The following is a 23,966-nucleotide window of genomic DNA, read 5'->3' as shown; positions in this document are numbered from 1 at the left end:
CAAAAGCCTATTGTCATTGTCAAAAAAAGCAAGTTTCACGGAAATAATACCCGCGACCATAAAAAAACGCCCCCTTTGCAGGGGGCGTGACCAGAGATTTGACTGGTTATATCAGGCTGGTTTGATGGTGTTCAGCAGATTGCCGATCGAGCTTTCGACCGAAGGCCGAATGTCGTTGCGCCACAACGCGAAGGCAACGTTGGCTTCGATGAAACCAGCCTTGGAGCCGCAGTCGAATGTCAGGCCCTGATAATCGAAGCCGAAGAATTTCTGTGCGTCGGCAAGCTTCAGCATGGCATCCGTCAACTGGATTTCGTTGCCAGCGCCCTTTTCCTGCTTGCTCAGAAGTTCGAAGATTTCCGGCTGCAGGATATAGCGACCATTGATGTAAAGATTGGAAGGCGCCGTGCCCTTGGCAGGTTTTTCAACCATCTGCGTGATTTCGAAACCGCTGCCGATGGCTTCGCCCTTGCCGACGATACCGTATTTATGCGCTTCTTCCGGGTCGCATTCCTGCACGGCGATGACGTTGCCGCCGGTCTTTTCGTAAAGCTCAACCATCTCCTTCAGGCAGCCCTTCTTCGACTGCATGACCATATCTGGCAGCAGGAGAGCAAAGGGCTCATCACCGACGAGCTCACGAGCGCACCAGACTGCATGGCCAAGACCGAGCGGCACCTGCTGGCGGGTGAAGCTTGTCGTTCCCGGCTGCGGCTGGATATCCTGAAGATGCTCCAGTTCCGCCTTCTTGCCGCGCTCTGCGAGCGTGGAATAAAGCTCAACCTGCGCATCGAAATAGTCTTCGATGACCGCCTTGTTGCGCCCGGTGACGAAAATCAGATGTTCGATACCAGCTTCGCGCGCCTCATCGACCACATACTGAATGACGGGCTTGTCGACGACCGTCAGCATTTCTTTGGGGATGGATTTGGTGGCGGGCAGGAAGCGGGTGCCAAGACCTGCAACAGGGAACACGGCCTTGCGAATTTTTCGGATCGAACTCATTCCTCTCCTCGATTTCACTATTTCAGATTTACTATCAAAGCATTGAAACGACTGAATTTCAAATAAGGCCTTTTCATTAAAGAACGACGAAATTGCGTGACCCATCCCATCACATTCAATGACCCGACCTTAATGTTGCTTGATTCAAAAATTTTTCGAAACTTTAGCGAATTTTAAAGCAAGGCCGCGATGGTAAACCAATTGCTAACCGACAGGTTCTAAATTGAACGTTCAACGGTTCGATCCGGAATTTTCTGCTGGCTCAAATTCAACACAGGATGGTATTAATTGAATAATGCAATCCGGAACGGGCAGAATCCAGGTCGAAGGGAAACGCGCCGGTATCGGCTAAATTTGATTGCAGAAGGGAAACACAGAATGCTGCGATTTCCATTCACGGTGGGCCAGACGATGAAGCTGAAAGCAGCTGCAACGGTTGCGATAGCTGTGCTCGCCTCAACGCTGACGACCGGTTCCGCACTGGCTGATGCGAAATTTCGCCAATGGGTCGCCAGTTTTCGCCCTGTCGCCATAAATGCAGGTGTTTCGCCTTCCACGTTCGACCGCGCATTTCGCGGCGTGGATGCGCCAGACCCGGTCGTGCTGCAGAAGGCCCGCTATCAGCCCGAATTCACCGAACCGGTCTGGAACTACGTCGATAACCGCGTAAACGAACATTCCGTTTCAGTCGGCCAGAACATGGCGCGCAAATGGGGTCCGTGGCTCCAGCGCATCGAACAGCGTTTCTCGGTCGATCGCAATATCCTGCTCGCCATCTGGTCGATGGAAAGCAATTACGGCGAAATTCTCAAGCGTGATGACGTTATGCGCGATGCCGTCCGTTCGCTGGCAACGCTTGCCTATGCAGACCAGCGTCGCGCCAAATATGGCCGCACACAGCTGATTGCTGCAATGAAGATTCTCCAGACCGGCGATATTGACCGCGGCCATCTTTCCGGTTCCTGGGCCGGCGCGCTCGGCCACACACAATTCATCCCGACGAGCTATCAGGCCTATGCCGTCGATATGGATGGCAATGGCAAGCGTGACATCTGGAATTCGATCCCCGATGCGCTGGGTACAGCGGCCAACCTCCTGCATCGCAATGGCTGGCAGCCGGGCCGTAGCTGGGGTTACGAAGTAGCCTTGCCACAAGGACGCAAGTTCCCTTCCGGCTCACTCTCGATTGCCGAATGGCAGAAGATCGGTCTCGTTCGTGCCAACGGACGCGCCTTCCCCGATCCGAGCGAAAAAGCAACGCTGAAAGTGCCGGATGGTCGTCAGGGGCCCGCCTTCCTGATGACAAAGAATTTCTTCGTCTTGAAGCGCTATAACAACGCCGACAAATACGCACTTGCTGTCGGCCTGCTTGCCGATCGCATCGGCGGCTATCAGGGACTTCGTCAGGACTGGAATCGCCCATTCACGCCGATTACCATGGACGAGAGGCAGGAATTGCAAACGCATCTGAAAGCGCTCGGCTATTATGACGGCAATATTGATGGCAAGATCGGCTCCACTTCGCGGGCGGCCATCGAAGCCTTCCAGCAGCGCAACGGACTTCAGCCGGACGGTCATCCGAGCAAAGAAGTTCTGTCGGTCCTGCGCCGTCGCTAGACTGTCGGGTAAATTATCGAATGGGGCGCGCTTCTGATCAAGTGCGCCCCATTTTGTTTTTCCAAGCAGCCAAGCTAATATAAAGGCCATGAAGGCAAGACTGATGCGCCAAAATCGGATTGGGAGACGAATGGTGAACGCTGCTGGTGTCCTGCTGGCAGTCGCAGCTCTGCTGTTCTCAGGCATCATCACGGCTTCTGCACAGGAACGTCCGCGCACGCTTTTCGATCTCTTGTTCGGCTCGCGGCAGGCACAGCCACAGCGCCAATATCAGCAGCCCACTCCACAACGCGCCCGGCCAAAGGCGAAGCGGCCCAAGACCACCTCTCCCGCTTCACGACCGACGCCGCCACCGGCTGCGACCCCGGCAGTCGAGTTCGTCGAGAAAAAGCCAGATGCCAAAAAGGTTCTTGTTGTCGGTGATTTCATCGGCAACGGTCTGGCCGAAGGCCTTGATGTTGCTTTCGCGTTGGACCCCGATCTTCAGGTTGTAACCCGGATAAATGGCTCCTCCGGCTTTGTGCGCAACGATCATTTCGACTGGCCCGACAACATCGGAAAGATACTGGACGAGGAGAAACCGGCTGCTGTCGTCGTGATGATCGGTTCTAACGACAGACAGGCAATCACCGAGAAAGGCGTAAGTCTGCCAGCCCGATCTCCGGAATGGAATGAAGAATATCAAAAGCGCGTCGCCGCCTTCATCAAGGTGATCAACGACAAGCATTTTCCTCTGGTGTGGATAGGGCAGCCACCCTTTCGCCCGAAAGGCATGTCGCAAGATATGCTGGCGCTCAATGAAATCTATCGCACTGCCACTGAAAAGGCGGGCGGAAAATTTGCCGATGTCTGGGATGGTTTTGTCGATGAGGATGGTAATTTCACCCAGACCGGCTTCGACATTAACGGTCAGACCGCGCGCCTGCGCGGCAATGACGGCATCAACATAACTTCGGCAGGCAAGCGCAAGCTCGCCTTCTATGCGGAAAAGCCGCTTCGCGCCTATCTCGGCGGCGCAAAGGAAGAAGATCAGCCCCTGCCCGCAGCAGGCACGCATGACCCGTCCAAGCCGGTTGATCGCGTGGCACCGGTCAGCATTCGGGACGTTGATAAGGACGATAGCGGTGTTCTACTTGGTGGCAACATCGCAGCGCGTCCGCAAGCCACACGGCCAGCCCGGACTGAGAGCAAACCTTCACCCGGACGAGCGGACGACTTTTCCTGGCCACAGAAGAGCTCAAATCCCTAAATTATTGCCGTTCCTCAATAGGATTGAGCTATCAGCTGATTGATAGCCCGCGCCTTTCTCTATCCGATATGATTCTAATTGCTACATTCTGCGCTGTTCACAGGAGCGTTCGCATCGTCTATCAGAAGGCGCCGTCAGCCTGAAAGGGCTGGACAGGAAGGGCGCTTTTCCTCGCGCGAGCGGGAGTAGTTTCCAGCGTCCGCCAGAAACAAGAGGCGTTTGAATGAATATCGCATCAAAGCCTTCTGTCGATCCACATCGGGAGGAGGAACCCCATCTTGCACGCAATCTGTCCAACCGACACCTGCAGCTGATCGCCATTGGCGGCGCTATCGGCACCGGCCTTTTCATGGGTTCGGGCAAGACCATTTCGCTGGCAGGCCCTTCGATCCTGCTGGTTTATGCCGTGATCGGCTTCATGTTGTTCTTCGTCATGCGCGCATTGGGCGAAATCCTGCTGTCCAATCTCGAATATCGCTCCTTTGCGGATTTCGCAGGCGATTACCTCGGGCCGTGGGCACAGTTCTTCACCGGCTGGACCTATTGGCTTTGCTGGATTGTGACCGGTGTGGCCGACGTGGTTGCCGTTTCGGGCTACGTCTCGTTCTGGTTCCCGGAACTGGCGCTCTGGATACCGGCGCTCGGACTGATCTTCACGCTTCTGGCGCTCAATCTGCCGACCGTGCGCAATTTCGGTGAAATCGAATTCTGGTTTGCCCTCATCAAGATCGTCGCCATTGTCGGGCTGATCATCGCAGGCGTGTATATGCTCTCGACCGGCTTTACGCTTCCGAATGGAAGTCAGGCATCGGTCGCCCATCTTTGGAACCATGGCGGGTTCTTCCCCAATGGCTTCCTCGGCTTCGTTGCCGGTTTCCAGATCGCGGTTTTCGCCTTCGTCGGTATCGAACTGGTCGGCACCGCCGCCGCTGAAACCAAGGACCCGGAGCGCAATCTGCCCAAGGCAATCAATTCCATCCCGATCCGCGTGGTACTGTTCTATCTCGGTGCGCTGTTCGTCATCATCACCGTCATTCCGTGGGATCAGGTCGATCCGAATTCAAGCCCGTTCGTCGCCATGTTCTCGCTCGCCGGTCTCGGCATCGCAGCCCATGTCGTGAATTTCGTCGTGCTGACTTCGGCAACGTCGAGCGCAAATTCCGGCATCTACTCGACCTCGCGCATGATCTACGGCCTTGCCACTTCCAAACTCGCACCGAAGGCGCTCGGCAAGCTGAACAAGCGGAAAGTACCGGTCAATTCGCTGTTCTTCTCATGCGTTTTCCTGCTTGCGGGCGTGGTTCTGCTTTATGCTGGCCAGAGCATTATCGAAGCCTTCACCATCGTCACGACGATTTCGGCGCTGCTCTTCATCTTCATCTGGTCGGTCATTCTGGCGTCATATCTGCAATACCGTCGCAAGCGCCCCGACCTGCATGAAAAGTCCACTTTCAAAATGCCCGGCGGACGCGCAGCCGTCGTGATGGTCTTCGCCTTCTTCGCCTTCATTCTCTGGGCGCTGGCGCAAGAGCCGGACACCGCAGCCGCACTGAAAGTCACCCCGCTTTGGTTCGTGCTTCTCGCCATCGCCTATCTGGTGATGAAGTCGCGACGCAGCCAAGGCTAAAAACAAAAAGCCCGCCAATCTGGCGGGCTTTTCATTTCTTTGGGTCTCTCTTAGCGCGGTAGAACCGAACTCCCCATCAGATCAGCATCGATGGCGTGTGCAGCCTGACGGCCTTCGCGGATCGCCCAGACGACCAGTGACTGTCCACGGCGCGCATCACCGGCTGCATAGAGCTTGTCGACATTGGTGCGGTAGTCACGCTCATTGGCCTTGACCGATTTGGAGCCGCGACGGTCGGTCACGATGTCGAGCTTTTCGCCCAGTTCCTTGACCACACTGTCTTCTGCCGGTCCGGCAAAACCGATTGCGATGAAGGCCAGATCGGCCTTGATGAAGAATTCCGTTCCGGCAATCGGCTTGCGCTTTTCATCAACCTGACAGCACTTCACATGGGTGAGGCGGCCGTCTTCGCCGATGAACTCCAGCGTTGCCACCTGAAACTCGCGGGAAGCACCTTCCGCTTGGCTGGAAGAGGTACGCATCTTGGTCGCCCAATAAGGCCAGACGCTGAGCTTGTCTTCCTTTTCCGGCGGCTGCGGACGAATATCAAGCTGCGTGACATTGACCGCACCCTGACGGAACGCCGTGCCCACGCAGTCCGAGGCGGTATCGCCACCGCCGACCACAACGACATGCTTGCCGCCTGCCAGGATCGGAGCCGAAGTCCAGGCAACGGATTCGATATTTTCGCGCCCGACGCGACGGTTCTGCTGAACCAGATAAGGCATGGCATCATGCACGCCTTCAAAATCTGCACCCGGAATACCCGCCGGGCGCGGCGTTTCCGAGCCACCGCTGTAAAGCACCGCATCATAGGTATCGAGGAGACCGCGCAGCGGCTTGTCGACGCCGATGTTCACACCGCACAGGAAGCGAACGCCCTCGCCTTCCATCTGCGCGACGCGGCGGTCGATGAGGTGCTTTTCCATCTTGAAATCTGGAATACCGTAACGCAACAGACCGCCGGGGCGGCTTTCGCGCTCATAAACATCAACCATGTGACCAGCACGGGCCAGCTGCTGAGCAGCGGCAAGGCCAGCCGGTCCAGAACCGATGATGGCGACCGACTTGCCCGTCTTGTTGGCGGCTGGTTGTGGCACGATATGGCCGAGCTCATAGGCCTTGTCGCCCAATGCCTGCTCGACCGTCTTGATCGCAACCGGCGTATCCTCGAGGTTCAGCGTGCAGGCTTCCTCGCAAGGCGCCGGGCAGACGCGACCGGTAAACTCCGGGAAGTTGTTGGTCAGATGCAGGTTACGGATCGCCTGATCCCAATTGTTGTTATAGACGAGATCGTTCCAGTCCGGGATCTGGTTGTGTACCGGGCAGCCCGTCGGGCCATGGCAGAACGGAATGCCGCAATCCATGCAGCGCGCCGCCTGCTTCTGCACTTCGCCATCCGTCATCGGAATGGTGAACTCGCGGAAGTGGCGGATACGATCCGACGCTGGCTGGTACTTCGCTACCAGCCGGTCGATTTCAAGAAAGCCAGTTACCTTACCCATTCTCTTACTCCCCTCGGCCTGCGACCAGCGCATGGTCGGCTTTGCCGGAAGTTGCCCTGTCCGCCGCATCATCTTCCAATGCGCTGGCATACAAGGACGTTGTTATCTCTCACATGGCGAAGGGTGCCCGACCTGAAGGCCGGGCTCCACTTTTCAGGATCATGTCCTATTCAGCAGCAACACCGATCCGCATACGCTCCATATCTTCCAGAGCACGGCGGTATTCGACCGGCATGACTTTCACGAATTTGGGACGATAGCTCTCCCAATTGTCGAGAATATCTTTCGCCCGCGTCGAGCCGGTGTAATGCAGATGATTGGCGATCAGCTGCACCAGACGTTCCTCGTCATGATGGGTCATGTTGGCCGAAACGTCCACACGGCCCTTGTGCATGAGGTCGCCGCCATGGTGATGCAGCTTTTCGAGGATGTCGTCCTCTTCCGGAACCGGTTCCAGTTCGACCATCGCCATGTTGCAGCGCTGGGCGAAATCGCCTTCCTCGTCAAGCACGTAGGCGACGCCGCCCGACATGCCCGCCGCAAAGTTGCGACCCGTCTGACCGATAACCACGACGACACCGCCGGTCATATATTCGCAACCGTGGTCGCCCACGCCTTCGACAACCGTGACCGCGCCGGAGTTGCGGACGGCGAAACGCTCGCCTGCAACACCGCGGAAGTAGCACTCACCTTCAAGCGCACCGTAGAGCACGGTATTGCCGACGATGATGGAGTCTTCGGCAACGATGCGCGTGTCTTCCGGCGGGCGGATGACGATACGACCACCCGAAAGTCCCTTGCCGACATAGTCATTACCATCGCCGATCAGTTCGAACGAGACGCCGCGCGCCAGGAACGCACCGAAAGACTGGCCAGCCGTACCGCGCAAGGTAACGGCGATGGTGTCTTCCGGCAGGCCCTTGTGACGGAAACGCTTGGCAACCTCACCGGAAAGCATCGCACCGGCAGAACGGTCGACATTCTTGATATCGATGTCGATCTTGACCGGCTGGCGGTCTTCAAGTGCGGGCATAGCCTCGGCAATCAGCTTGCGATCAAGGACATCCTCAATCGGGTGATGCTGACGCTCGGTCCAGTAGATCTCGTGCTTCTCGGCTTCAGGCTTGTAGAAGATGCGGCTGAAATCGAGACCCTTGGCTTTCCAATGGTCGATCATGGCCTGCTTTTCCAGAAACTCGGTCTCGCCGATAATCTGTTCCAGCTTGGTGAAGCCCATCTCTGCCAGCAAGGCACGCACTTCTTCCGCCAGATAGAAGAAGAAGTTGATGACGTGTTCCGGCGTGCCCTTGAAGCGCTTGCGCAGAACCGGGTCCTGCGTTGCCACGCCCACCGGGCAGGTGTTCAGATGACACTTGCGCATCATGATGCAACCGGCAGCAATCAGCGGAGCGGTCGAGAAACCGAACTCATCCGCACCGAGCAGCGCGCCAATAATGACGTCGCGACCGGTGCGCAAGCCGCCATCGACCTGCAATGCCACGCGGGAGCGAAGCCCGTTCAGCACCAGCGTCTGGTGGGTTTCGGCGAGGCCAATTTCCCAGGGACTTCCGGCATGTTTCAGCGAGGTAAGCGGCGAGGCGCCCGTACCGCCATCATACCCCGACACGGTGATATGGTCGGCACGCGCCTTGGCAACACCAGCAGCAACCGTGCCCACACCCACTTCCGACACCAGCTTGACCGAGATATCGGCAGCCGGATTGACGTTCTTCAGGTCGTAGATCAGCTGCGCCAGATCCTCGATCGAATAGATGTCATGGTGCGGCGGCGGCGAAATGAGGCCTACCCCCGGCGTCGAGTGACGGGTCTTGGCGATAGTCGCATCGACCTTGTGACCCGGCAACTGTCCGCCTTCGCCGGGCTTTGCACCCTGCGCGACCTTGATCTGGATCAGATCGGAGTTGACGAGATATTCCGTCGTCACACCGAAACGGCCCGATGCCACCTGTTTGATGGCAGAACGTTCAGGGTTCGGCTTACCATCCGGCAGCGGATAGAAGCGATCTGGCTCCTCACCACCCTCGCCGGTGTTCGATTTGCCGCCAATCGCGTTCATGGCGCGCGCCAGCGTTGTGTGGGCTTCTCTGGAGATCGAGCCGAAGGACATCGCACCCGTCGAGAAGCGCTTGACGATTTCCGTCGCCGGTTCGACCTCATCAATGGAAACCGGCTTCAGACCGCGCTCTTCAGCGAAACGAATATTGAACAGGCCGCGAATAGTCTTCGCCTGCGCCGACTTGGAGTCGAGCATGCGCGTATATTCGGTGAAGGTCTCCGGATTGGAGGTGCGCACCGCATGCTGCAGCCTGGCAACTGCATCCGGCGACCACAGGTGAGCCTCGCCGCGCATACGGTAGGCATATTCACCGCCAACTTCCAGCGAGGTCAGGAGAACCGGATCACTGCCGAAAGCGTCGGTGTGGCGACGTACGGTTTCTTCCGCGATTTCATCGAGACCAACGCCTTCAATACTCGTTGCCGTGCCGAAGAAGAACTTGTCGACAAAGCCCGTCTGCAGGCCAACTGCATCAAAAATCTGCGCGCCGCAATAGGACTGATAGGTCGAGATGCCCATCTTGGACATGACCTTGAGGATGCCCTTGCCGATGGACTTGATGTAGCGCTTGACGACTTCATTCTCGTCCACTTCCGGCGGGAACTCGCGACGGCGATGCATGTCGAGCAGCGTGTCGAAGGCGAGGTAAGGATTGATCGCCTCGGCACCGTAGCCAGCGAGGCAGCAGAAATGATGTATTTCGCGCGGCTCGCCCGATTCCACCACCAGACCGACCGAAGTGCGCAGGCCCTTGCGGATCAGGTGATGGTGCACGGCTGCCGTCGCCAGAAGAGCCGGGATCGGAATGCGATCCGGACCAACCTGACGATCCGACAGGATGACAATGTTGTAGCCGCCGTGAACAGCCGCTTCGGCACGGTCACAAAGGCGCTCGATTGCGCCGTGCATACCGGCTGCCCCCTCACCCGTATTGTAGGTGATGTCGAGCGTCTTGGTGTCGAAGCGGTCTTCCGTGTGGCCGATGGAACGAATCTTTTCCAGATCGCCATTGGTCAGGATCGGCTGGCGCACTTCCAGACGCTTGCGGCGTGACGTGCCGACAAGGTCGAAAATATTCGGACGCGGGCCGATGAACGAGACAAGGCTCATCACCAGTTCTTCGCGGATCGGATCGATCGGCGGGTTGGTGACCTGCGCGAAGTTCTGCTTGAAATAGGTGAACAGCATCTTCGACTTGTCGGACATGGCCGAAATCGGCGTATCCGTACCCATCGAACCAATGGCTTCCTGACCGGTCGTGGCCATGGGCGACATCAACAGCTTGGTGTCTTCCTGCGTGTAGCCGAAGCTCTGCTGGCGGTCGAGAAGGCTCACATCCTTGCGCAGCGCACGTGGTTCGACCGGATTGAGGTCTTCCAGAATGAGCTGCGTGTTGGCGAGCCACTGCTTGTAAGGGTGCTTTTGCGCAATCTGGGACTTGATTTCCTCGTCCGAAACAATGCGACCCTCTTCCATATCGATCAGCAGCATGCGGCCCGGCTGGAGACGCCACTTCTTGACGACTTTCTTTTCCTCGACCGGCAGAACACCGGCTTCCGAAGCCAGAATGACGAAATCATCGTCCGTCACGATATAGCGCGCCGGACGCAGGCCGTTGCGGTCGAGCGTCGCGCCAATCTGGCGACCGTCCGTGAAAGCCACCGCTGCCGGACCGTCCCATGGTTCCATCAGTGCTGCATGATATTCATAGAACGCGCGGCGTTCATCCGACATCAACTTGTTGCCTGACCATGCTTCCGGGATCAGCATCATCATCGCATGGGCAAGGCTGTAGCCGCCCTGATGCAGGAATTCGAGCGCATTGTCGAAGCAAGCCGTGTCCGACTGGCCTTCGTAGGAAATCGGCCAGAGCTTGGAAATATCGTTGCCGAACAGTTCCGAGTCCACCGAAGCCTGACGCGCAGCCATCCAGTTGACGTTACCGCGAAGCGTGTTGATTTCACCGTTATGCGCAACCATGCGGTATGGGTGCGCCAGACGCCAGGACGGGAAAGTGTTGGTGGAGAAGCGCTGATGCACCAGCGCCACCGCGCTTTCGAAACGCGGGTCTTTCAGATCCTGATAATAGGCACCAACCTGATAAGCGAGGAACATGCCCTTGTAGACGACCGTACGCGCCGACATGGACACGACATAGAAGCCCTTATCGTCGCCGTCATTTTCCTGATAGATGCGGTTGGAAATGACCTTGCGCAGAACGAACAGACGGCGCTCGAAATCGTCGTCCGTCTCCAGCATCGGATTGCGTCCGATGAAAACCTGAACGTGAAACGGTTCGGTTGTGGCAATATCCGGCGCCTTGGACAGGGACGAATTGTCGACAGGCACTTCGCGCAGGCCGATAAAGGTCTGGCCTTCGGCAGCGATGACTTCCTTGACGATCTCTTCAATATGGGCACGCAATTCTGGATCGCGCGGCATGAACAGATAGCCGACGCCGTAATGACCAGGCTGCGGCAGATCGATGCCCTGGCGCGCCATTTCCTCGCGGAAGAAGCGATCCGGAATCTGCACGAGAATGCCGGCGCCATCGCCCATCAGCGGGTCGGCACCAACCGCACCACGATGGGTGAGGTTTTCCAGCATCTTGAGGCCGTTTTCAACGACCTGATGCGACTTCTTGCCCTTCATATGCGCAATAAAGCCAACGCCGCACGCATCATGTTCGTTGCGCGGATCGTAAAGTCCTTGCGCTGCGGGCAAACCCGCCGCTGTCGTTTTTCGCGTCGTTCGGTTGGGAGCGGTCGTCGCAGCTTTGACCGTTCCGTTCTGTACGTTGTGAGAAACCACATTCGATACAGATGGCGTCAAATGCGTCATCGTCATTCCCTCCGTTTGGCCCTCATCATGAGGTGCGCGATCAGTATATACCGAGATGGTGTGACAACCATCCCGCCGTTGCTTTACGTATAAAGGAAGCCTTATCGACAAGGCGTTGGACGAGGTCCCGGGCGAGCGGCAAAGCCGGTGCGAGGAACGATGTTTAGCGCCTTATTCTCATCAGGCTTGGACAGACGACACTCAGCCCACCAGAAAATGGCGCACTAGAATTCCTCCTGTCGCGGTCGGGGCGCCTGTTACCGCCAGGCTATGTGCCTGCCAGTACGGCGCCTCTTTCTGAAACTTTTCGGAGAGCGTTGTGTCGCTTCCGTCTGCATCAGCGTTTAATTGGACAGCATTGCTGTCCTAATTACGTATGACAGAATTCAAATTGCCTCACAAGATGGAAACGCAATTTTTCTCAGCAGCTTCCGTAATAAAATATCAAAAGCCGTGATTCTACTGGATTTTAATTGCGTTTAATGGCCATTGCGTCAGTTTGGCGCGCTTTTGCCCGCCCCTCGAATGCCTAAAAAATAGGCATGTTGATGACATTTTTCGCGCAAGTCGGACCTTAACCGCTTCTGTCAGACAGGTTATAGAAACATCGACTGTGCGACAGCCCATTCAACCCATCTGGAGGAACACGTGCATTTTGCGTCAGACAATTGGGCAGGCGCCCACCCGAAAATCGCCGAGAGCCTTTCGTTGCATGCTGCAGGTTTTGCGGCAGCCTATGGCGCAAGCGAACTCGACAAGCGCGTCGAGCAGCGCTTCAACGAATTGTTCGAGCGCGAAGTTGCCGTGTACTTTGTCGGAACAGGAACAGCCGCCAACTCGCTGGCGCTGGCCAGCGTCAACCGGCCCGGCGGAGTTTCGCTGGTGCACCGCGAAGCGCATGTGATCGAGGACGAGTGCGGTGCACCTGAATATTTCACCGGCGGCGCACGTCTGCATCCGATTGACGGTGCGCATGGCCGCATCGACCCCGAACTTCTCAAGCGCGAACTGAGGCGGTTCAATCCGGCTTTCGTTCATGCTGGGCAGCCCATGGCCGTCAGCATCACGCAGGCGACCGAAGTTGGTACGCTCTACCAGCCCGAACATATCGCCACCATTTCCAAGATCTGCCGCGATGCCGGTCTGCCACTGCATATGGACGGCGCACGCTTTGCCAATGCGCTTGTTTCGCTGGACATGACACCAGCCGAAATGACCTGGAAACAGGGCGTGGACATCGTTTCCTTCGGAGGTACGAAAAACGGCTGCTGGTGCGCCGAAGCATTGGTCTTCATGGACCCGGCCCGCGCCAAGGACCTACCGTTCATCCGCAAACGCGCGGCACAGCTCTTTTCCAAGACACGCTTTGTGGCAGCGCAATTCGATGCTTACCTGCGAGACGATCTCTGGCTGGAACTGGCACGTCACTCCAATGCACTCGCCGCGCGCCTCGCCGGTCATATCAATGCGTCGAGCCAGATGCGCCTTGCCTGGAAACCGGAAGCCAATGAGGTCTTCGCCATCATGAAACAGTCGGTCTATGATCGTCTGCGCAATGCCGGAGCGATTTTCTACGACTGGAACCCCCCGCATTCGGAAGTGAACCGCATCAGCGACGGCGAAATTTTCGCCCGCTTTGTGACGAGCTTCGCCAACACGGAAGAAGATGTCGACCGGTTCGCTGACTTGATCGCCTGACGCTCTTTCGTATCTGTCAAAATGAAAAAGGCGGCGCTTCAAGCACCGCCTTTTCTTATTCATTCTCAACCAAGCTTAATGCGCGGTTTTCGCCTCGATCTGCTGAGCGCTGTCGGAGCCAGCCTTGGCAACTTCGATCTTGCGCGGTTTCATCTGTTCTGGAATCTCGCGCTTGAGATCGATGTGCAGGAGACCGTTCTTGAGGCTCGCACCGGCGACTTCAACGAAGTCGGCAAGCTGGAAACGGCGCTCGAAAGCACGTGAGGCGATACCACGATAGAGAACTTCACCGATATCGGAAGCATTTTCATCCGCCTTCTGACCCTTGATCGTCAGCAGGTTGCGATGCGCTTCGATTTCGAGTTCACTTTCGGAAAAGCCCGCGACCGCCATGGTGATGCGATAGGTGTTCTCACCCGTGCGCTCGATATTATACGGCGGATAGGACTGGTTACCTTCCGGCGAAGCGAGCGTATCAAGCATGGAGAAGAGCCGATCGAAACCGACCGTGGAACGATAGAGCGGGGAAAAATCTACGTGACGCATGTATTAGCCCTCCTTTAGAGCGACATGATGCTTGTTTCAGCATGATCTGTTCCGAAGAGCGCTGAGCGCATTCGGGACCATACACGGCGGCGAAACTCCCTTATGGCGAATTCCTTGATGCCGGCGGCCCCTTCCAGGCGACCGCAAAACTCATTTGGGAACGGTTCTTTTTCATTTCAAGGCCGCGTGCGCGCGAAGCTTGCGAAACACGGGCTGTCACGCCGCGTAATAACTCCTGATCAATAGGGGCCTACATTTTGGGGGATTCGCCGCACAATGAACCCAAAATGAACATCATCTTTGGCGAGCGTTCAGCCGCTTGGGGCTAATGTCCCACCATGCCTGCTGCAAAGCGGGTTCATTAAAGGATCACGGTTATGAGAAAAGCTGTTCTCGCTTTTGCCGCACTTGCCACCGTCGCGACAGGGATTGCGACACCCACCCTTGCAGCCGATAGCGGCCTGCGCGTTCAGATTCAATATTACGATGATGACGGCTATCGTCCGCCGCGTCCATATCCGGGTCCACGCCCTGATTGGGATGGTGGCCCGGATCGCCGCCCGGGCTGGGGCGACGATTATGGTCGTCGCGACATCATGGGACCGCGTCGTATCGCACGCTCGCTGGAACGCCGCGGCTATGATGTCGGCGACATGCGCCTTAACCGCGACACCTATTTCGTGCGCGCCACAAGGCCGAACGGCCGCCGCGTCATCGTCATGGTCGATGCCTATTCAGGCCGCATTGTTGGTGAACGCCGCCCTGGCGGATACTGAGCGCCTTCTTCAAATTTTCTCTACAGACCAGCTGGTGTAACGTCCCTTGCATCGGCTGTTCTTTGAGCCGGAAGTTCGTTCTCGAACTTCCGGTTACTTTTTATCATCAATTGCCCCATTATGCTGGAGCCACATATCCCAATCTGAAGCAGAAAGGTTCGCAATCGGATGTCGGAACTACTTTTCGAAACCGATGCGAATCCTATACCGCACGGGATCAAGGCTGGCCTGCTTGAAGCGAAGGGCGGCAAGACCCTGCGCTATGCCATTCTGAAAGCCGACGCGAAACCGATACGGGGAACAGTGGTCCTGCTTCAGGGACGCAACGAGTTTATCGAAAAATACTTCGAAACCATGACCGATCTGACCGCGCGCGGCTTCACGGTCGTAACATTCGACTGGCGCGGACAAGGCGGCTCGCACCGGTTGCTGAAGGACCGCCAGCGCGGCTATGTCCGCAGTTTCGAAGATTATTCCGACGATCTCGACCTTATCCTCGACCAGATCGCCTTGCCCGACTGTCCCCCGCCCTTCTACATTCTCGGCCATTCCGCCGGTGCGCTTGTGGCGCTTTCTTCGATGGGCAGACTGACATCGCGCATCAGTCGCATGGTGCTGTGTGCGCCCTTCATGGGGCTTGATGGGCAACGGCTCAGCGATGACAATGTACGCCGCATCGCCTCCGCCTTTCGATGGCTCGGCCTCGGCCAAGTTTACGCATCCGGCGGACGCAGACTGGCTTCGCGTCCCTTTGCAGGCAATCCGCTGACCAGCGACCCGGCACGCTTCATGCGTAATATGGAAATTCCACGCCTTCACCCGGATCTTGCGCTTGGCGGTCCGACCGCCCGGTGGCTCTGGAGCGCTCTCGAAACGTCTCGGCGCATCAATCAGCCGGATTTCTATAATGGACCCACAGTACCGGTCCTCATCGTTGCCGCTGGCGCAGACCGCGTGGTTTCCACATCGGTGATCGAGCGTTTTGTCGCCCGCACGCGCAATGTCTCACTGACCACAATTACCGGCGCACGTCATGAGATGCTTCAGGAAGCCGACTTTTATCGTGAGCAGCTCTGGGCCGCCTTCGATGCCTTCATTCCGGGCTCGTCAGAGGTCGAAACCATGCCGGAGACCATTGAGCCCCTAGCCTCCGGTATTTAGAGCGATTTCGCCTGCGGTAGAAGCATTGAAATCGCTCTAAATGTTTGTTTTTACGCATTATCCGACGCAAAATCGCTTCGCACTTTTGCTGGAAATGCTCTTATCAGCTATTCAGCAGATCAAGCGCTGCCCTGTGCAGTTCAGGAGAAGCTGCGGCGACAACATCGCCGCCCTTTTCCGCCGGACTGCCATCACGTTGCGTCACCACACCGCCAGCCTGCTCAATCAGCGGAATGAGAGCGACAATGTCATAGGGCTGGAGACCCGCTTCAACGACAATGTCGGCAAAACCGCTTGCGAGCATTGCGAAGGCATAGCAATCAACTCCATAGCGGGACAGACGCACCGCGCTTTCCAGCCGATCAAATCCCTTGCGGCTTTCACCCTTGAAAAGAGCAGGCGTCGTCGTAAACATCGTGGCATCGGCCAAGGTTGCATTCTTGCGCACCGACAGACGGCGAGGCGCGTCTTCGCCGCCATTACGCGCGAGATAAGCACCATTACCATCGCTGTAGAACAACTCGCCGGTGAAGGGCTGCGACATCATTCCCGCCGTGGCATCGCCATCGACAGTCAGTCCCAAAAGCGTGCCCCAGACCGGCAGGCCAGAAATGAAAGCACGGGTCCCATCAATGGGATCGATGACCCAGACATGGCTGCGGTCAATATTCTCCGGCCCGTATTCTTCCCCAAGAATACCATGGTCGGGAAAAACGCTGCCAATAACCGCACGAATCGCACGCTCCGCCGCCCTGTCCGCTTCGGTCACCGGATCGAAACCAACGCTATATTTGTTGTCGATTTCCGTCAGCTGACGAAAACGCGGAAGCGTCTGAGCAGCTGCCGCTGCAGCCACTTCGGAAAAAAATGCCTTATCGATCAGCAACCCCGAACTCCTGTTTCCAACACATGGCGCATACTTATGCAAACCATGCTAATTTTGCCTACATAATGAGCATAATTAAATTAGCCCAAAAAATATGCGCATTTTCTTGACGTTACCGCCATTCGGACGTAACTTAAATCCCAGACAGGTTTTCCTGTCGATGCCTTTCGGGGCATTTCCTCCCTAGTCTTTGACCGCGCTCGTATCGTTCGGGCGCGGTTCTTTTTATCTGCGAGAGGCGCTCGTCGGAACGGATTATTCTGCGGCCAGAGGTGGCGCGATAAAGAGATCGTCCGGCAGGGATGTCAGGTCGCTCAGAAACCCATGCAGATCGGCACAGAGCGTTTCGAAACCGGCAAGCTTATGCAGGTTCTGCTCGTTCACATAAAGACTGCGATTGATTTCAATCTGCAGGGCATGACACGCCATAGCAGGCCGCCCGTAATGCTCCGTGATGAACCCGCCCGCATAGGGCTTGTTGTGCGCAACAGTGTAGCCCAGATCCTGCAGCAGATCGATGGCAGCCTGCGTCAGCCTTTCGCTGCACGAGCGACCGAAACGATCACCAACGATGAAATCCGGACGCGATCCGACTTCGCCGGGCCGTGCGCCGCCGGGCATCGAATGGCAGTCAATCAGAACCGCATAACCGAAACGCTGACGGGTGGACTGAAGCAGTGTATCAAGCGTCTGGTGGTAAGGCTTGTAGAGGTCTTCGATACGGTAAAATGCTTCGGCGAGTGGAATGCGCCCCGGATAAATCAGCTGCCCCTCACCGACCAGACGCGGCACCGTTCCAAGCCCGCCTGCAACGCGCGCCGACTGGCTATTGACGAAAGGCGGCAATGGCTCGGCGAACATGCGCGGATCCAGTTCATAGGCTTCGCGATTCACATCGAGAAACGCACGCGGAAAATGCGCCTTGAGCAAGGGCGCACCGAGCCGCATGGCGGAAGCAAAAAGCTCATCGACATAACAGTCTTCCGAATGACGTATGCTCAAGGCGTCGAGACGCGACGCTTCGACGAAAGAATGCGGGTAATAGCGTCCGCTATGCGGTGAATTGAAGACGAACGGAATGCGCTGTTCCGCCGGAGCGCATATCTCGAAGGGCGGTATCAGACTAAAATCGCGCTCCAAACTCATTCTTCACCCGTTTTCGGCCGGAACATCCAGGCCATTCGACGACGATCCACGTCAGTATTATAACAAATTACGTCAGACGGCCCATGCGTGCAAACGGCTGGCAGCCGAATCTTCCGGCCTTTGCATGGCGTGCATATGCGACAATCCTGTCACACTGAACAGCTTGTTGCCAAATACGCGCCATAACAATTAACATTCGCGCGAGCATTCATTCCATATTTACCAAAGAAGCGTTTTCTACGGTGGATATTGAGTCGTTAAGGGTCAGCTTTTGGGCGATGAACACGACACAGAATTCGGACGGAACAATGAAGAGAATCCTTCTAGCTGAAGATGACAATGATATGCGCCGCTTCCTCGTCAAGGCGTTGGAAAAAGCCGGTTATCACGTGACGCACTTCGACAACGGCGCGAGTGCCTATGAAAGATTGCAGGAAGAGCCTTTCTCCCTTCTGCTGACCGATATTGTCATGCCGGAAATGGACGGCATCGAACTGGCGCGGCGCGCGACAGAAATCGACCCGGATCTGAAGATCATGTTCATTACGGGCTTCGCCGCTGTCGCCCTCAACCCCGATTCGGACGCGCCGCGCGACGCAAAGGTGCTTTCCAAGCCGTTCCACCTGCGTGACCTGGTGAACGAAATAGAAAAAATGCTGATCGCCGCCTGAGGCGATCCCACTGATTTGCGGCCCTTTGTTTTGTCATCAACAAAAAGACGAAAAAACTTCATAAAAGGGCATTGACGGGCGCAACGCGATATGGTGTATGCGCCACATCGAATGGGCGTGTAGCTCAGCGGGAGAGCACTACGTTGACATCGTAGGGGTCACAGGTTCAATCCCTGTCACGCCCACCATTCGATCTTCTTGGAATTATTGCGATAACTTGGCTCGACAGAGCGCTGGTTCCAGAACAGGTTTCAGTCTGGCAACTTAAAAAAGCATGACTGCGCGACGGTGCTTGTATCGGCAAATGCCGATTGCTCAGAGTTTCCTGACATTCATTCTAAAGATCAAAAAAATCTCATCGCCACGTTCGCATAAGACGCCCCGATTCATAGAAAACCGCATCGTTTTTCCGCCCCTCTGAGTATCAATCTGCTTCGGACGGGATGCGCCTGCGATCAGTACGATAACGCCGCTCATTACCTAAGAACCCAGGCCTATTCGTTCGCCAGAGCGTGTCTGTGCAATCACAGACATATCCTGTTGGCTACCGATAACTGCTTCGATCTGATTCTTGTCCATGAGGCTGAACGCAGTTGCCCAGGCATCGGCTCGCGCCGCATCGCGGGCCACGACAGTCACCCGGCGATAAAGTGCCGCTGAAAAGCCAGTTTTTGGGTTGAGCAAATGGTTAAACCGTCCGGACTCATCGAACTGAAAGCCCGTGAAGCTGGATGTCGCGAGCGCCTGATTGCGGATATCAACATACTCTTCGGCAGCAGCTCCGGCTTCCAGATCGGCGATGCCAATGCACCATGCCGTGCCGTCAGCTCTTGAACCAAGAGCGCGATACTCCCCCATATCGACCAGTGCATATTCGACTCCTGCCCTTTGCAACAATGCCGTCACGCGGTCGGTGACATAGCCCTGCGCAATACCATTTAAAGTCAGAGACATAGATGGCTTGGAGAATGCAATGCGGTTATCATCGAACAGAACATAACCGAACCCTACCTTCGCCAGCGCTTCATCCCAAAGCTGTCGCGATGGTCCGTCGGGAGAAGGATGTTCTTGCGAGAAATGCTTTTTCAGACAGTTCCAAAGAGGCTGTACGGTCGGATCGAAAAGGCCATCACTGGCCTGCCAGCATTCATGGCAGATACGCAGAACCTCAACCAGATCAGGCGAAGGCGATGCCAGCGCCCCATCGCGATTAAGTTGGGCAAGTTCTGAATCTTCGCGATAGAGGCTGAAGATGTTCTCCAGCCTTTTGGCCTCTTGAGCCGCTTCGCGCAGCAACCGTTCAGCGGTCGAACGATCCGGATGATAGAGTATGATCTTGGCAGGTGCCCCCATCGCCTGACTACGCCAGATGACGGGCTCCGGAAGGTCGAGTGAAACTGCGTGTTTTGGAATGGCCCAGAACACTACTCCAGCCGCACCACCCGCAAGTACAAGCCGACGGCTGATACGCTGACCACCTTCAATGCGCATGGCTTTCGGCTCCAAGATCGGAGGGCCGCACCGACTGACCGCCGAGAACGTAATCCTCCGGTATTTCGGTAAAAGTGCTAATACGGCCGCCCTTTTCCGCAACGAACTTCTCCGCTGCTTCTCGTGTCGAAAACGGTACGGCCTCCTGTGCCCCCATTCCACCTACAGCAGCGCTTTCAATCACGAAAAAGGCTTTGCGCGCATCGACCCAGTTTTCCGCTCCCGGCTCTTCCCAGCTTGGCGCTTTCGCCATATCTGAAACGTAGATCGCCGCGATCCCTTTTGGCTCCTCAGGCAGCATCGTAAAAGCGAGCGTATCACGGGCGGAAGAGAACCATACTGCCTCGTTTGTCGGCTCTAGAATGATTTGCCCCTTGGGGCCGGGGTGCTCCAGAACATTCATTCCGCAATATCGGCCCATTGCGCTTTCCGTCAGCGCGAAAGGAGCCATCACGGCATCATTCTTTTCATCCGGAGAACACCCTGCAAGCAGAACCAGAAACAGGGGGGCAAGAAACAGAGCGTGTTTCATAATTCTTTCCTCGAGAAAACCAGCATGGAAAGGGACAGCGGCAGCATGACCCAAAGGCCGAGCGCTAGCGTCAGAGCTGGAGCAGAGAGCGTAGCGTTACCGGCTATTCCGCCCATGCCAGTTAAAGATCCGGCCTGTCCGAGACCGAAATTGAGAAGCCGGTAGGAATCGGCTGGATTGAGAAGAAGCAGACCGTTGAGTACCCCACCGCCAACAATACGGCCTTGATCGAAAACCAGCAGAGCAAGAAGTGCTGCGTCATAGATCAGCACGAAAAACAGCCAGACGCCGATGGCGATACCTGCTGCCGTGCTCCGCTCCCGCACCAGCGTACTTGCGAGAAAGCCGATGGCGATGAACACGGCTCCCAGCAGGACCGACGAGATAATGAGTTTGAACAGCGACAGCCAGCTTCCCGCATCCACGCCGGACCCGGTCACGATCAGCGCCACAGCCGCCGCGCCGTACCCGAACAATGTCGCAAAGGACAGAATAGCAAGCTGACCAACGAATTTTCCAAGAACCAGCTGAAATCGGCTTATCGGATAGCTCAGAAGCAGCAGCATCGTGCCGCGTTCCATTTCACCGACGATTGCATCATGCGAAATGAGAAGGGCAATAAGAGGGATGAGGAAGATTGTCAGGCTGGAGAGACTGACGATCACAACGTCCAGCTTGCTCGCGGCAACCGAACTGCCGGTGGGTGCGCTGCCGAGAAAAGTCATGCTTAGGGCCAGTGCCGCAAGCAATAGCGTGGTCGCCAGAACCCAGCGATTGCGCAAGCCTTCCTGAATTTCCTTGGAAGCGATTATGAGAATATTGTTCATTCCGCTGCCTCCGCGAGGGCCTCTTCCCCGGCATTGAGGAAGTGGGCGTAAAGTTCGTCCAGCGTCGGCGGAACGAGATCAAGTTCTGTGAGATTGTCGTTCATGGCCACGATTTCACGGACAAGAGCCATCTTACCTTCCGTCGGAGCTTCCGTTTCGAAGATATCCGGGCCGAGACGATGCCAGCGCAATGCAGTATTGGCGGTTGTCGAAGGCAGCCGGGAAACGTCTGGCGTCTGCACCCGTATGCGAAGCGGTAATTGTGAAATCCGGCGCAACGCATCGATGGAGCCATCGGCAATAATCTTGCCTTTGTTCGCGATGATGACGCGCCCGACTTTGGTTTCCAGTTCGGTCAGGGCATGGGACGACATGAGGATTGTCGTGCCTTTGCTCCGCAATTCTTCAAGGACTTCATAGAAGCTCTGACGCAAGGCGGGATCGAGACCGGTCGTCGGCTCGTCAAGCAACAGAACGGACGGTTGCCCGAGCAATGCCTGAGCAAGCCCCAGTCGCTGGCGCATCCCCTTCGAATAGGTGCCAACCCGCCTGTTCGCAGCATGGGCGAGGCCGACGCGCTCCAGCAGCTCTACATTTTGGGCAACCGGCATTCTCTTGAGCCGCGCATAGAAACCGAGCGTTTCGGCTCCTGTCAGCGCCAGATTGAAAGAGACGTGCTCAGGCAGATAGCCAAGCCGCAATCTGGCGGCAAAGGCACCGGTCGCCGGATCTTCGCCCAACACGCGAACCGCGCCCTTGGTCGGGCGGATCAGCCCGAGCATGAGCTTTATCATCGTCGTTTTTCCAGCACCATTATGGCCGACCAGCGCAATGCTTTCTCCAGCGTGGAGGCTGAAACTTGCATCGCTGATGGCGTCGAACCCGCCATAGGACTTTGTGACCTGATCAAGAATGACAGTCTCAGTCATTTGGTTTTCCTTTCGCCGGATCGGCCGGATGCGGCGGCTTCATAAGGGGATAGCTATCGACAACACCGCCCGGCAAAAGCGCCGGGAACTGGGTCTGTGCCCAGCGGATTGTCTCGATTGCCGGACTATTGATGAGAATTTTTGCCTGTGGCGCAGTCCACAAAACCTTGTCGATCAGATCATTGGGCCGGTAAGGACTATCTGCGATACCGTCACCATTGAGATCGAAGGCCGGATTGTCGCTCCAGTAATTGCCGCGCCCATTGACCGACCAGTCGAGGTTGCGCGTGCCGACATATTTCACCTGATTGCGGTTGTTTATGAAGGCGTTGCCGCTCATGGCATTGCCCTCGGAACCGGCAGTAAAGTGAATGCCTATGCTGCAGTTCTCGAAACTGTTTTCGGTGAACTTGTTCTTGTTGGCATTGTAAATAAAGACGCATTTTTCCGGACCGAGCCGCGAGGTTGCGCCCGTCTGGGTTTCCGTCTGGTCGTCCGCAGGAAGGCCGTGTTCAGCCTTCTGGACACCGGCATCGAGCCAGCGATCTATCGGTTGCATACGCCCGATCACGCGATTGCCGGAAATGACCGAGCTATTTGCATAATTGAGCAACAAGCCATGATCCCGGTCGCCGTCGGACAGGTTATCCTGCACCTTGAGACGGTTGGTGTACATGATCGCGAAACCGACCGAATTGTTGCGCGAAACATTGCCGATGACCTGGCTGTCATCCGTGTACATGTAATGAACAGCGAACCTGACATCCTCCATCACATTGTCGCGAAAGATATTTTTGCGGCTGGCATTGGTATAGATGCCGTCGCGCCCGTAGCGAATGACGTTGCCAATAACCTGTGCGCCGGGCGCATTCCAGATGGAAACGCCGCTGCCGGTTTGCGCCATGCGTACGCCTCGACGGCCAATGATCTCATTGCCGCTCGCGATGGAATTTGCGGCGCCATGCAAATAAATCCCGTAGAGGTTATCGATTAGTCGATTGTTCTCGACGCGTGCGCCCGTGGCGGTTTTGGCCACGAAAATTCCGGAGTTGAGGTCGGGCATGTTATCGCCCGAACCGCGCACTTCCAGCCCGCGCACGATAGCATCCGGTGCGTTGACCGTTATGGCATTGCCCGAGCCAAGTCCGTCCACAATGGCGCCCTGCTCGCCGGTCAGTTCAATGGCGCGGTCGATCGTAACCGCGCCATTGTGCTTGCCTTTCAGAAGCCGGACGACATCGCCCGGCTCCGCTTTGTCGATAGCCGCCTGTACGCCTTCGCCTGCTACGACATCGATCTGCCGTGCCTGCAAACCGTCGCAAAGAACGACGGTCAGCAGCATTGCGGCACTGAAGGACTGAAACCGGCGGGGGAACCTCATG

18 protein-coding genes and 1 tRNA gene are annotated in these 23,966 nt (G+C 56.5%); 8 read left to right on the top strand and 11 right to left on the bottom strand.

The annotated features are described in order from the left end of the window. Positions 1-111: 111 nt before the first annotated feature. Complete coding sequence (gene galU, locus KWJ32_RS11950) at positions 112-1,005, bottom strand: UTP--glucose-1-phosphate uridylyltransferase GalU (protein ID WP_012093562.1); 894 nt, start codon at positions 1,003-1,005, stop codon at positions 112-114. Between the two features lie 378 nt (positions 1,006-1,383). Here galU and KWJ32_RS11945 point away from each other — a divergent pair, with 378 nt between their 5' ends. The 3 genes from KWJ32_RS11945 (at position 1,384) to cycA (ending at position 5,498) form a co-directional block, all read left to right on the top strand. Beyond that, positions 1,384-2,622, top strand: a complete 1,239-nt coding sequence (locus KWJ32_RS11945) for a lytic murein transglycosylase (protein ID WP_012093563.1) — start codon at positions 1,384-1,386, stop codon at positions 2,620-2,622. Between the two features lie 130 nt (positions 2,623-2,752). Beyond that, the gene (locus KWJ32_RS11940) at positions 2,753-3,871 is read left to right on the top strand and encodes a DUF459 domain-containing protein (protein WP_012093564.1); all 1,119 of its coding nucleotides are present in this window, start codon (positions 2,753-2,755) and stop codon (positions 3,869-3,871) included. Between the two features lie 223 nt (positions 3,872-4,094). Continuing rightward, positions 4,095-5,498, top strand: coding sequence for a D-serine/D-alanine/glycine transporter (gene cycA / locus KWJ32_RS11935; protein ID WP_012093565.1), 1,404 nt, complete (start codon positions 4,095-4,097; stop codon positions 5,496-5,498). A 50-nt stretch (positions 5,499-5,548) separates the two neighbouring features. On the opposite strand, the gene KWJ32_RS11930 is transcribed toward cycA, so the two are convergent. Further along, positions 5,549-7,003, bottom strand: a complete 1,455-nt coding sequence (locus tag KWJ32_RS11930; RefSeq protein WP_256885988.1) for a glutamate synthase subunit beta — start codon at positions 7,001-7,003, stop codon at positions 5,549-5,551. 166 nt (positions 7,004-7,169) lie between these two features. Further along, a complete protein-coding gene (gene gltB, locus KWJ32_RS11925; RefSeq protein WP_012093567.1) occupies positions 7,170-11,921 on the bottom strand; it encodes a glutamate synthase large subunit in 4,752 nt (1,583 codons plus the stop codon). Positions 11,922-12,569: 648 nt separating this feature from the next. On the opposite strand from gltB, the gene KWJ32_RS11920 reads away from it, so the two are divergent. After that, positions 12,570-13,619, top strand: coding sequence for a low specificity L-threonine aldolase (locus tag KWJ32_RS11920; protein WP_012093568.1), 1,050 nt, complete (start codon positions 12,570-12,572; stop codon positions 13,617-13,619). A 75-nt stretch (positions 13,620-13,694) separates the two neighbouring features. Here the strand turns inward: KWJ32_RS11920 and KWJ32_RS11915 are convergent, their stop codons facing one another. Further along, the gene (locus KWJ32_RS11915; RefSeq protein ID WP_010660660.1) at positions 13,695-14,165 is read right to left on the bottom strand and encodes an Hsp20 family protein; all 471 of its coding nucleotides are present in this window, start codon (positions 14,163-14,165) and stop codon (positions 13,695-13,697) included. Between the two features lie 377 nt (positions 14,166-14,542). On the opposite strand from KWJ32_RS11915, the gene KWJ32_RS11910 reads away from it, so the two are divergent. Together KWJ32_RS11910 and KWJ32_RS11905 are read left to right on the top strand one after the other, a co-directional pair. Then, positions 14,543-14,941: a hypothetical protein gene (locus tag KWJ32_RS11910; protein ID WP_010660659.1), complete on the top strand. Its 399-nt coding sequence runs from the start codon at positions 14,543-14,545 to the stop codon at positions 14,939-14,941. A 168-nt stretch (positions 14,942-15,109) separates the two neighbouring features. Next, positions 15,110-16,102 carry an alpha/beta hydrolase gene (locus KWJ32_RS11905; RefSeq protein WP_012093569.1) on the top strand — a complete coding sequence of 331 codons (993 nt, stop codon included), beginning with the start codon at positions 15,110-15,112 and terminating at the stop codon, positions 16,100-16,102. A 103-nt stretch (positions 16,103-16,205) separates the two neighbouring features. On the opposite strand, the gene hisN is transcribed toward KWJ32_RS11905, so the two are convergent. Together hisN and KWJ32_RS11895 are read right to left on the bottom strand one after the other, a co-directional pair. Further along, complete coding sequence (hisN, locus tag KWJ32_RS11900) at positions 16,206-16,988, bottom strand: histidinol-phosphatase (protein ID WP_012093570.1); 783 nt, start codon at positions 16,986-16,988, stop codon at positions 16,206-16,208. 255 nt (positions 16,989-17,243) lie between these two features. Further along, positions 17,244-18,134, bottom strand: coding sequence for an N-formylglutamate amidohydrolase (locus KWJ32_RS11895; protein ID WP_012093571.1), 891 nt, complete (start codon positions 18,132-18,134; stop codon positions 17,244-17,246). A 308-nt stretch (positions 18,135-18,442) separates the two neighbouring features. On the opposite strand from KWJ32_RS11895, the gene KWJ32_RS11890 reads away from it, so the two are divergent. Both KWJ32_RS11890 and KWJ32_RS11885 read left to right on the top strand, forming a co-directional pair. Continuing rightward, positions 18,443-18,805, top strand: coding sequence for a response regulator (locus tag KWJ32_RS11890; protein WP_002966536.1), 363 nt, complete (start codon positions 18,443-18,445; stop codon positions 18,803-18,805). A 113-nt stretch (positions 18,806-18,918) separates the two neighbouring features. Then, positions 18,919-18,993 (top strand) — tRNA-Val (locus tag KWJ32_RS11885). Positions 18,994-19,285: 292 nt separating this feature from the next. On the opposite strand, the gene KWJ32_RS11880 is transcribed toward KWJ32_RS11885, so the two are convergent. From KWJ32_RS11880 to KWJ32_RS11860, 5 genes are read right to left on the bottom strand one after another with little or no spacing between them, the layout of a single operon-like run. Continuing rightward, positions 19,286-20,296: an FAD:protein FMN transferase gene (locus KWJ32_RS11880; RefSeq protein ID WP_256885985.1), complete on the bottom strand. Its 1,011-nt coding sequence runs from the start codon at positions 20,294-20,296 to the stop codon at positions 19,286-19,288. Then, entirely contained in the window at positions 20,286-20,828 is a 543-nt protein-coding gene (locus KWJ32_RS11875) for a nitrous oxide reductase accessory protein NosL (protein ID WP_012093626.1), read from the bottom strand. Before KWJ32_RS11875 ends, KWJ32_RS11880 begins: the two co-directional genes overlap by 11 nt. After that, a complete protein-coding gene (locus tag KWJ32_RS11870; RefSeq protein WP_012093627.1) occupies positions 20,825-21,655 on the bottom strand; it encodes an ABC transporter permease subunit in 831 nt (276 codons plus the stop codon). Before KWJ32_RS11870 ends, KWJ32_RS11875 begins: the two co-directional genes overlap by 4 nt. Then, positions 21,652-22,584: an ABC transporter ATP-binding protein gene (locus KWJ32_RS11865; RefSeq protein WP_012093628.1), complete on the bottom strand. Its 933-nt coding sequence runs from the start codon at positions 22,582-22,584 to the stop codon at positions 21,652-21,654. Before KWJ32_RS11865 ends, KWJ32_RS11870 begins: the two co-directional genes overlap by 4 nt. Next, positions 22,577-23,965 (bottom strand): nitrous oxide reductase family maturation protein NosD, encoded by a 1,389-nt coding sequence (locus KWJ32_RS11860; protein WP_012093629.1) that lies wholly within the window; start codon positions 23,963-23,965, stop codon positions 22,577-22,579. Before KWJ32_RS11860 ends, KWJ32_RS11865 begins: the two co-directional genes overlap by 8 nt. Between the last annotated feature and the right edge of the window lies 1 nt (position 23,966).

Source organism: Ochrobactrum sp. BTU2 (genome assembly GCF_024539785.1).
Classification (GTDB): domain Bacteria; phylum Pseudomonadota; class Alphaproteobacteria; order Rhizobiales; family Rhizobiaceae; genus Brucella; species Brucella anthropi.
This window is presented reverse-complemented; position numbering and strand designations above follow the sequence as displayed.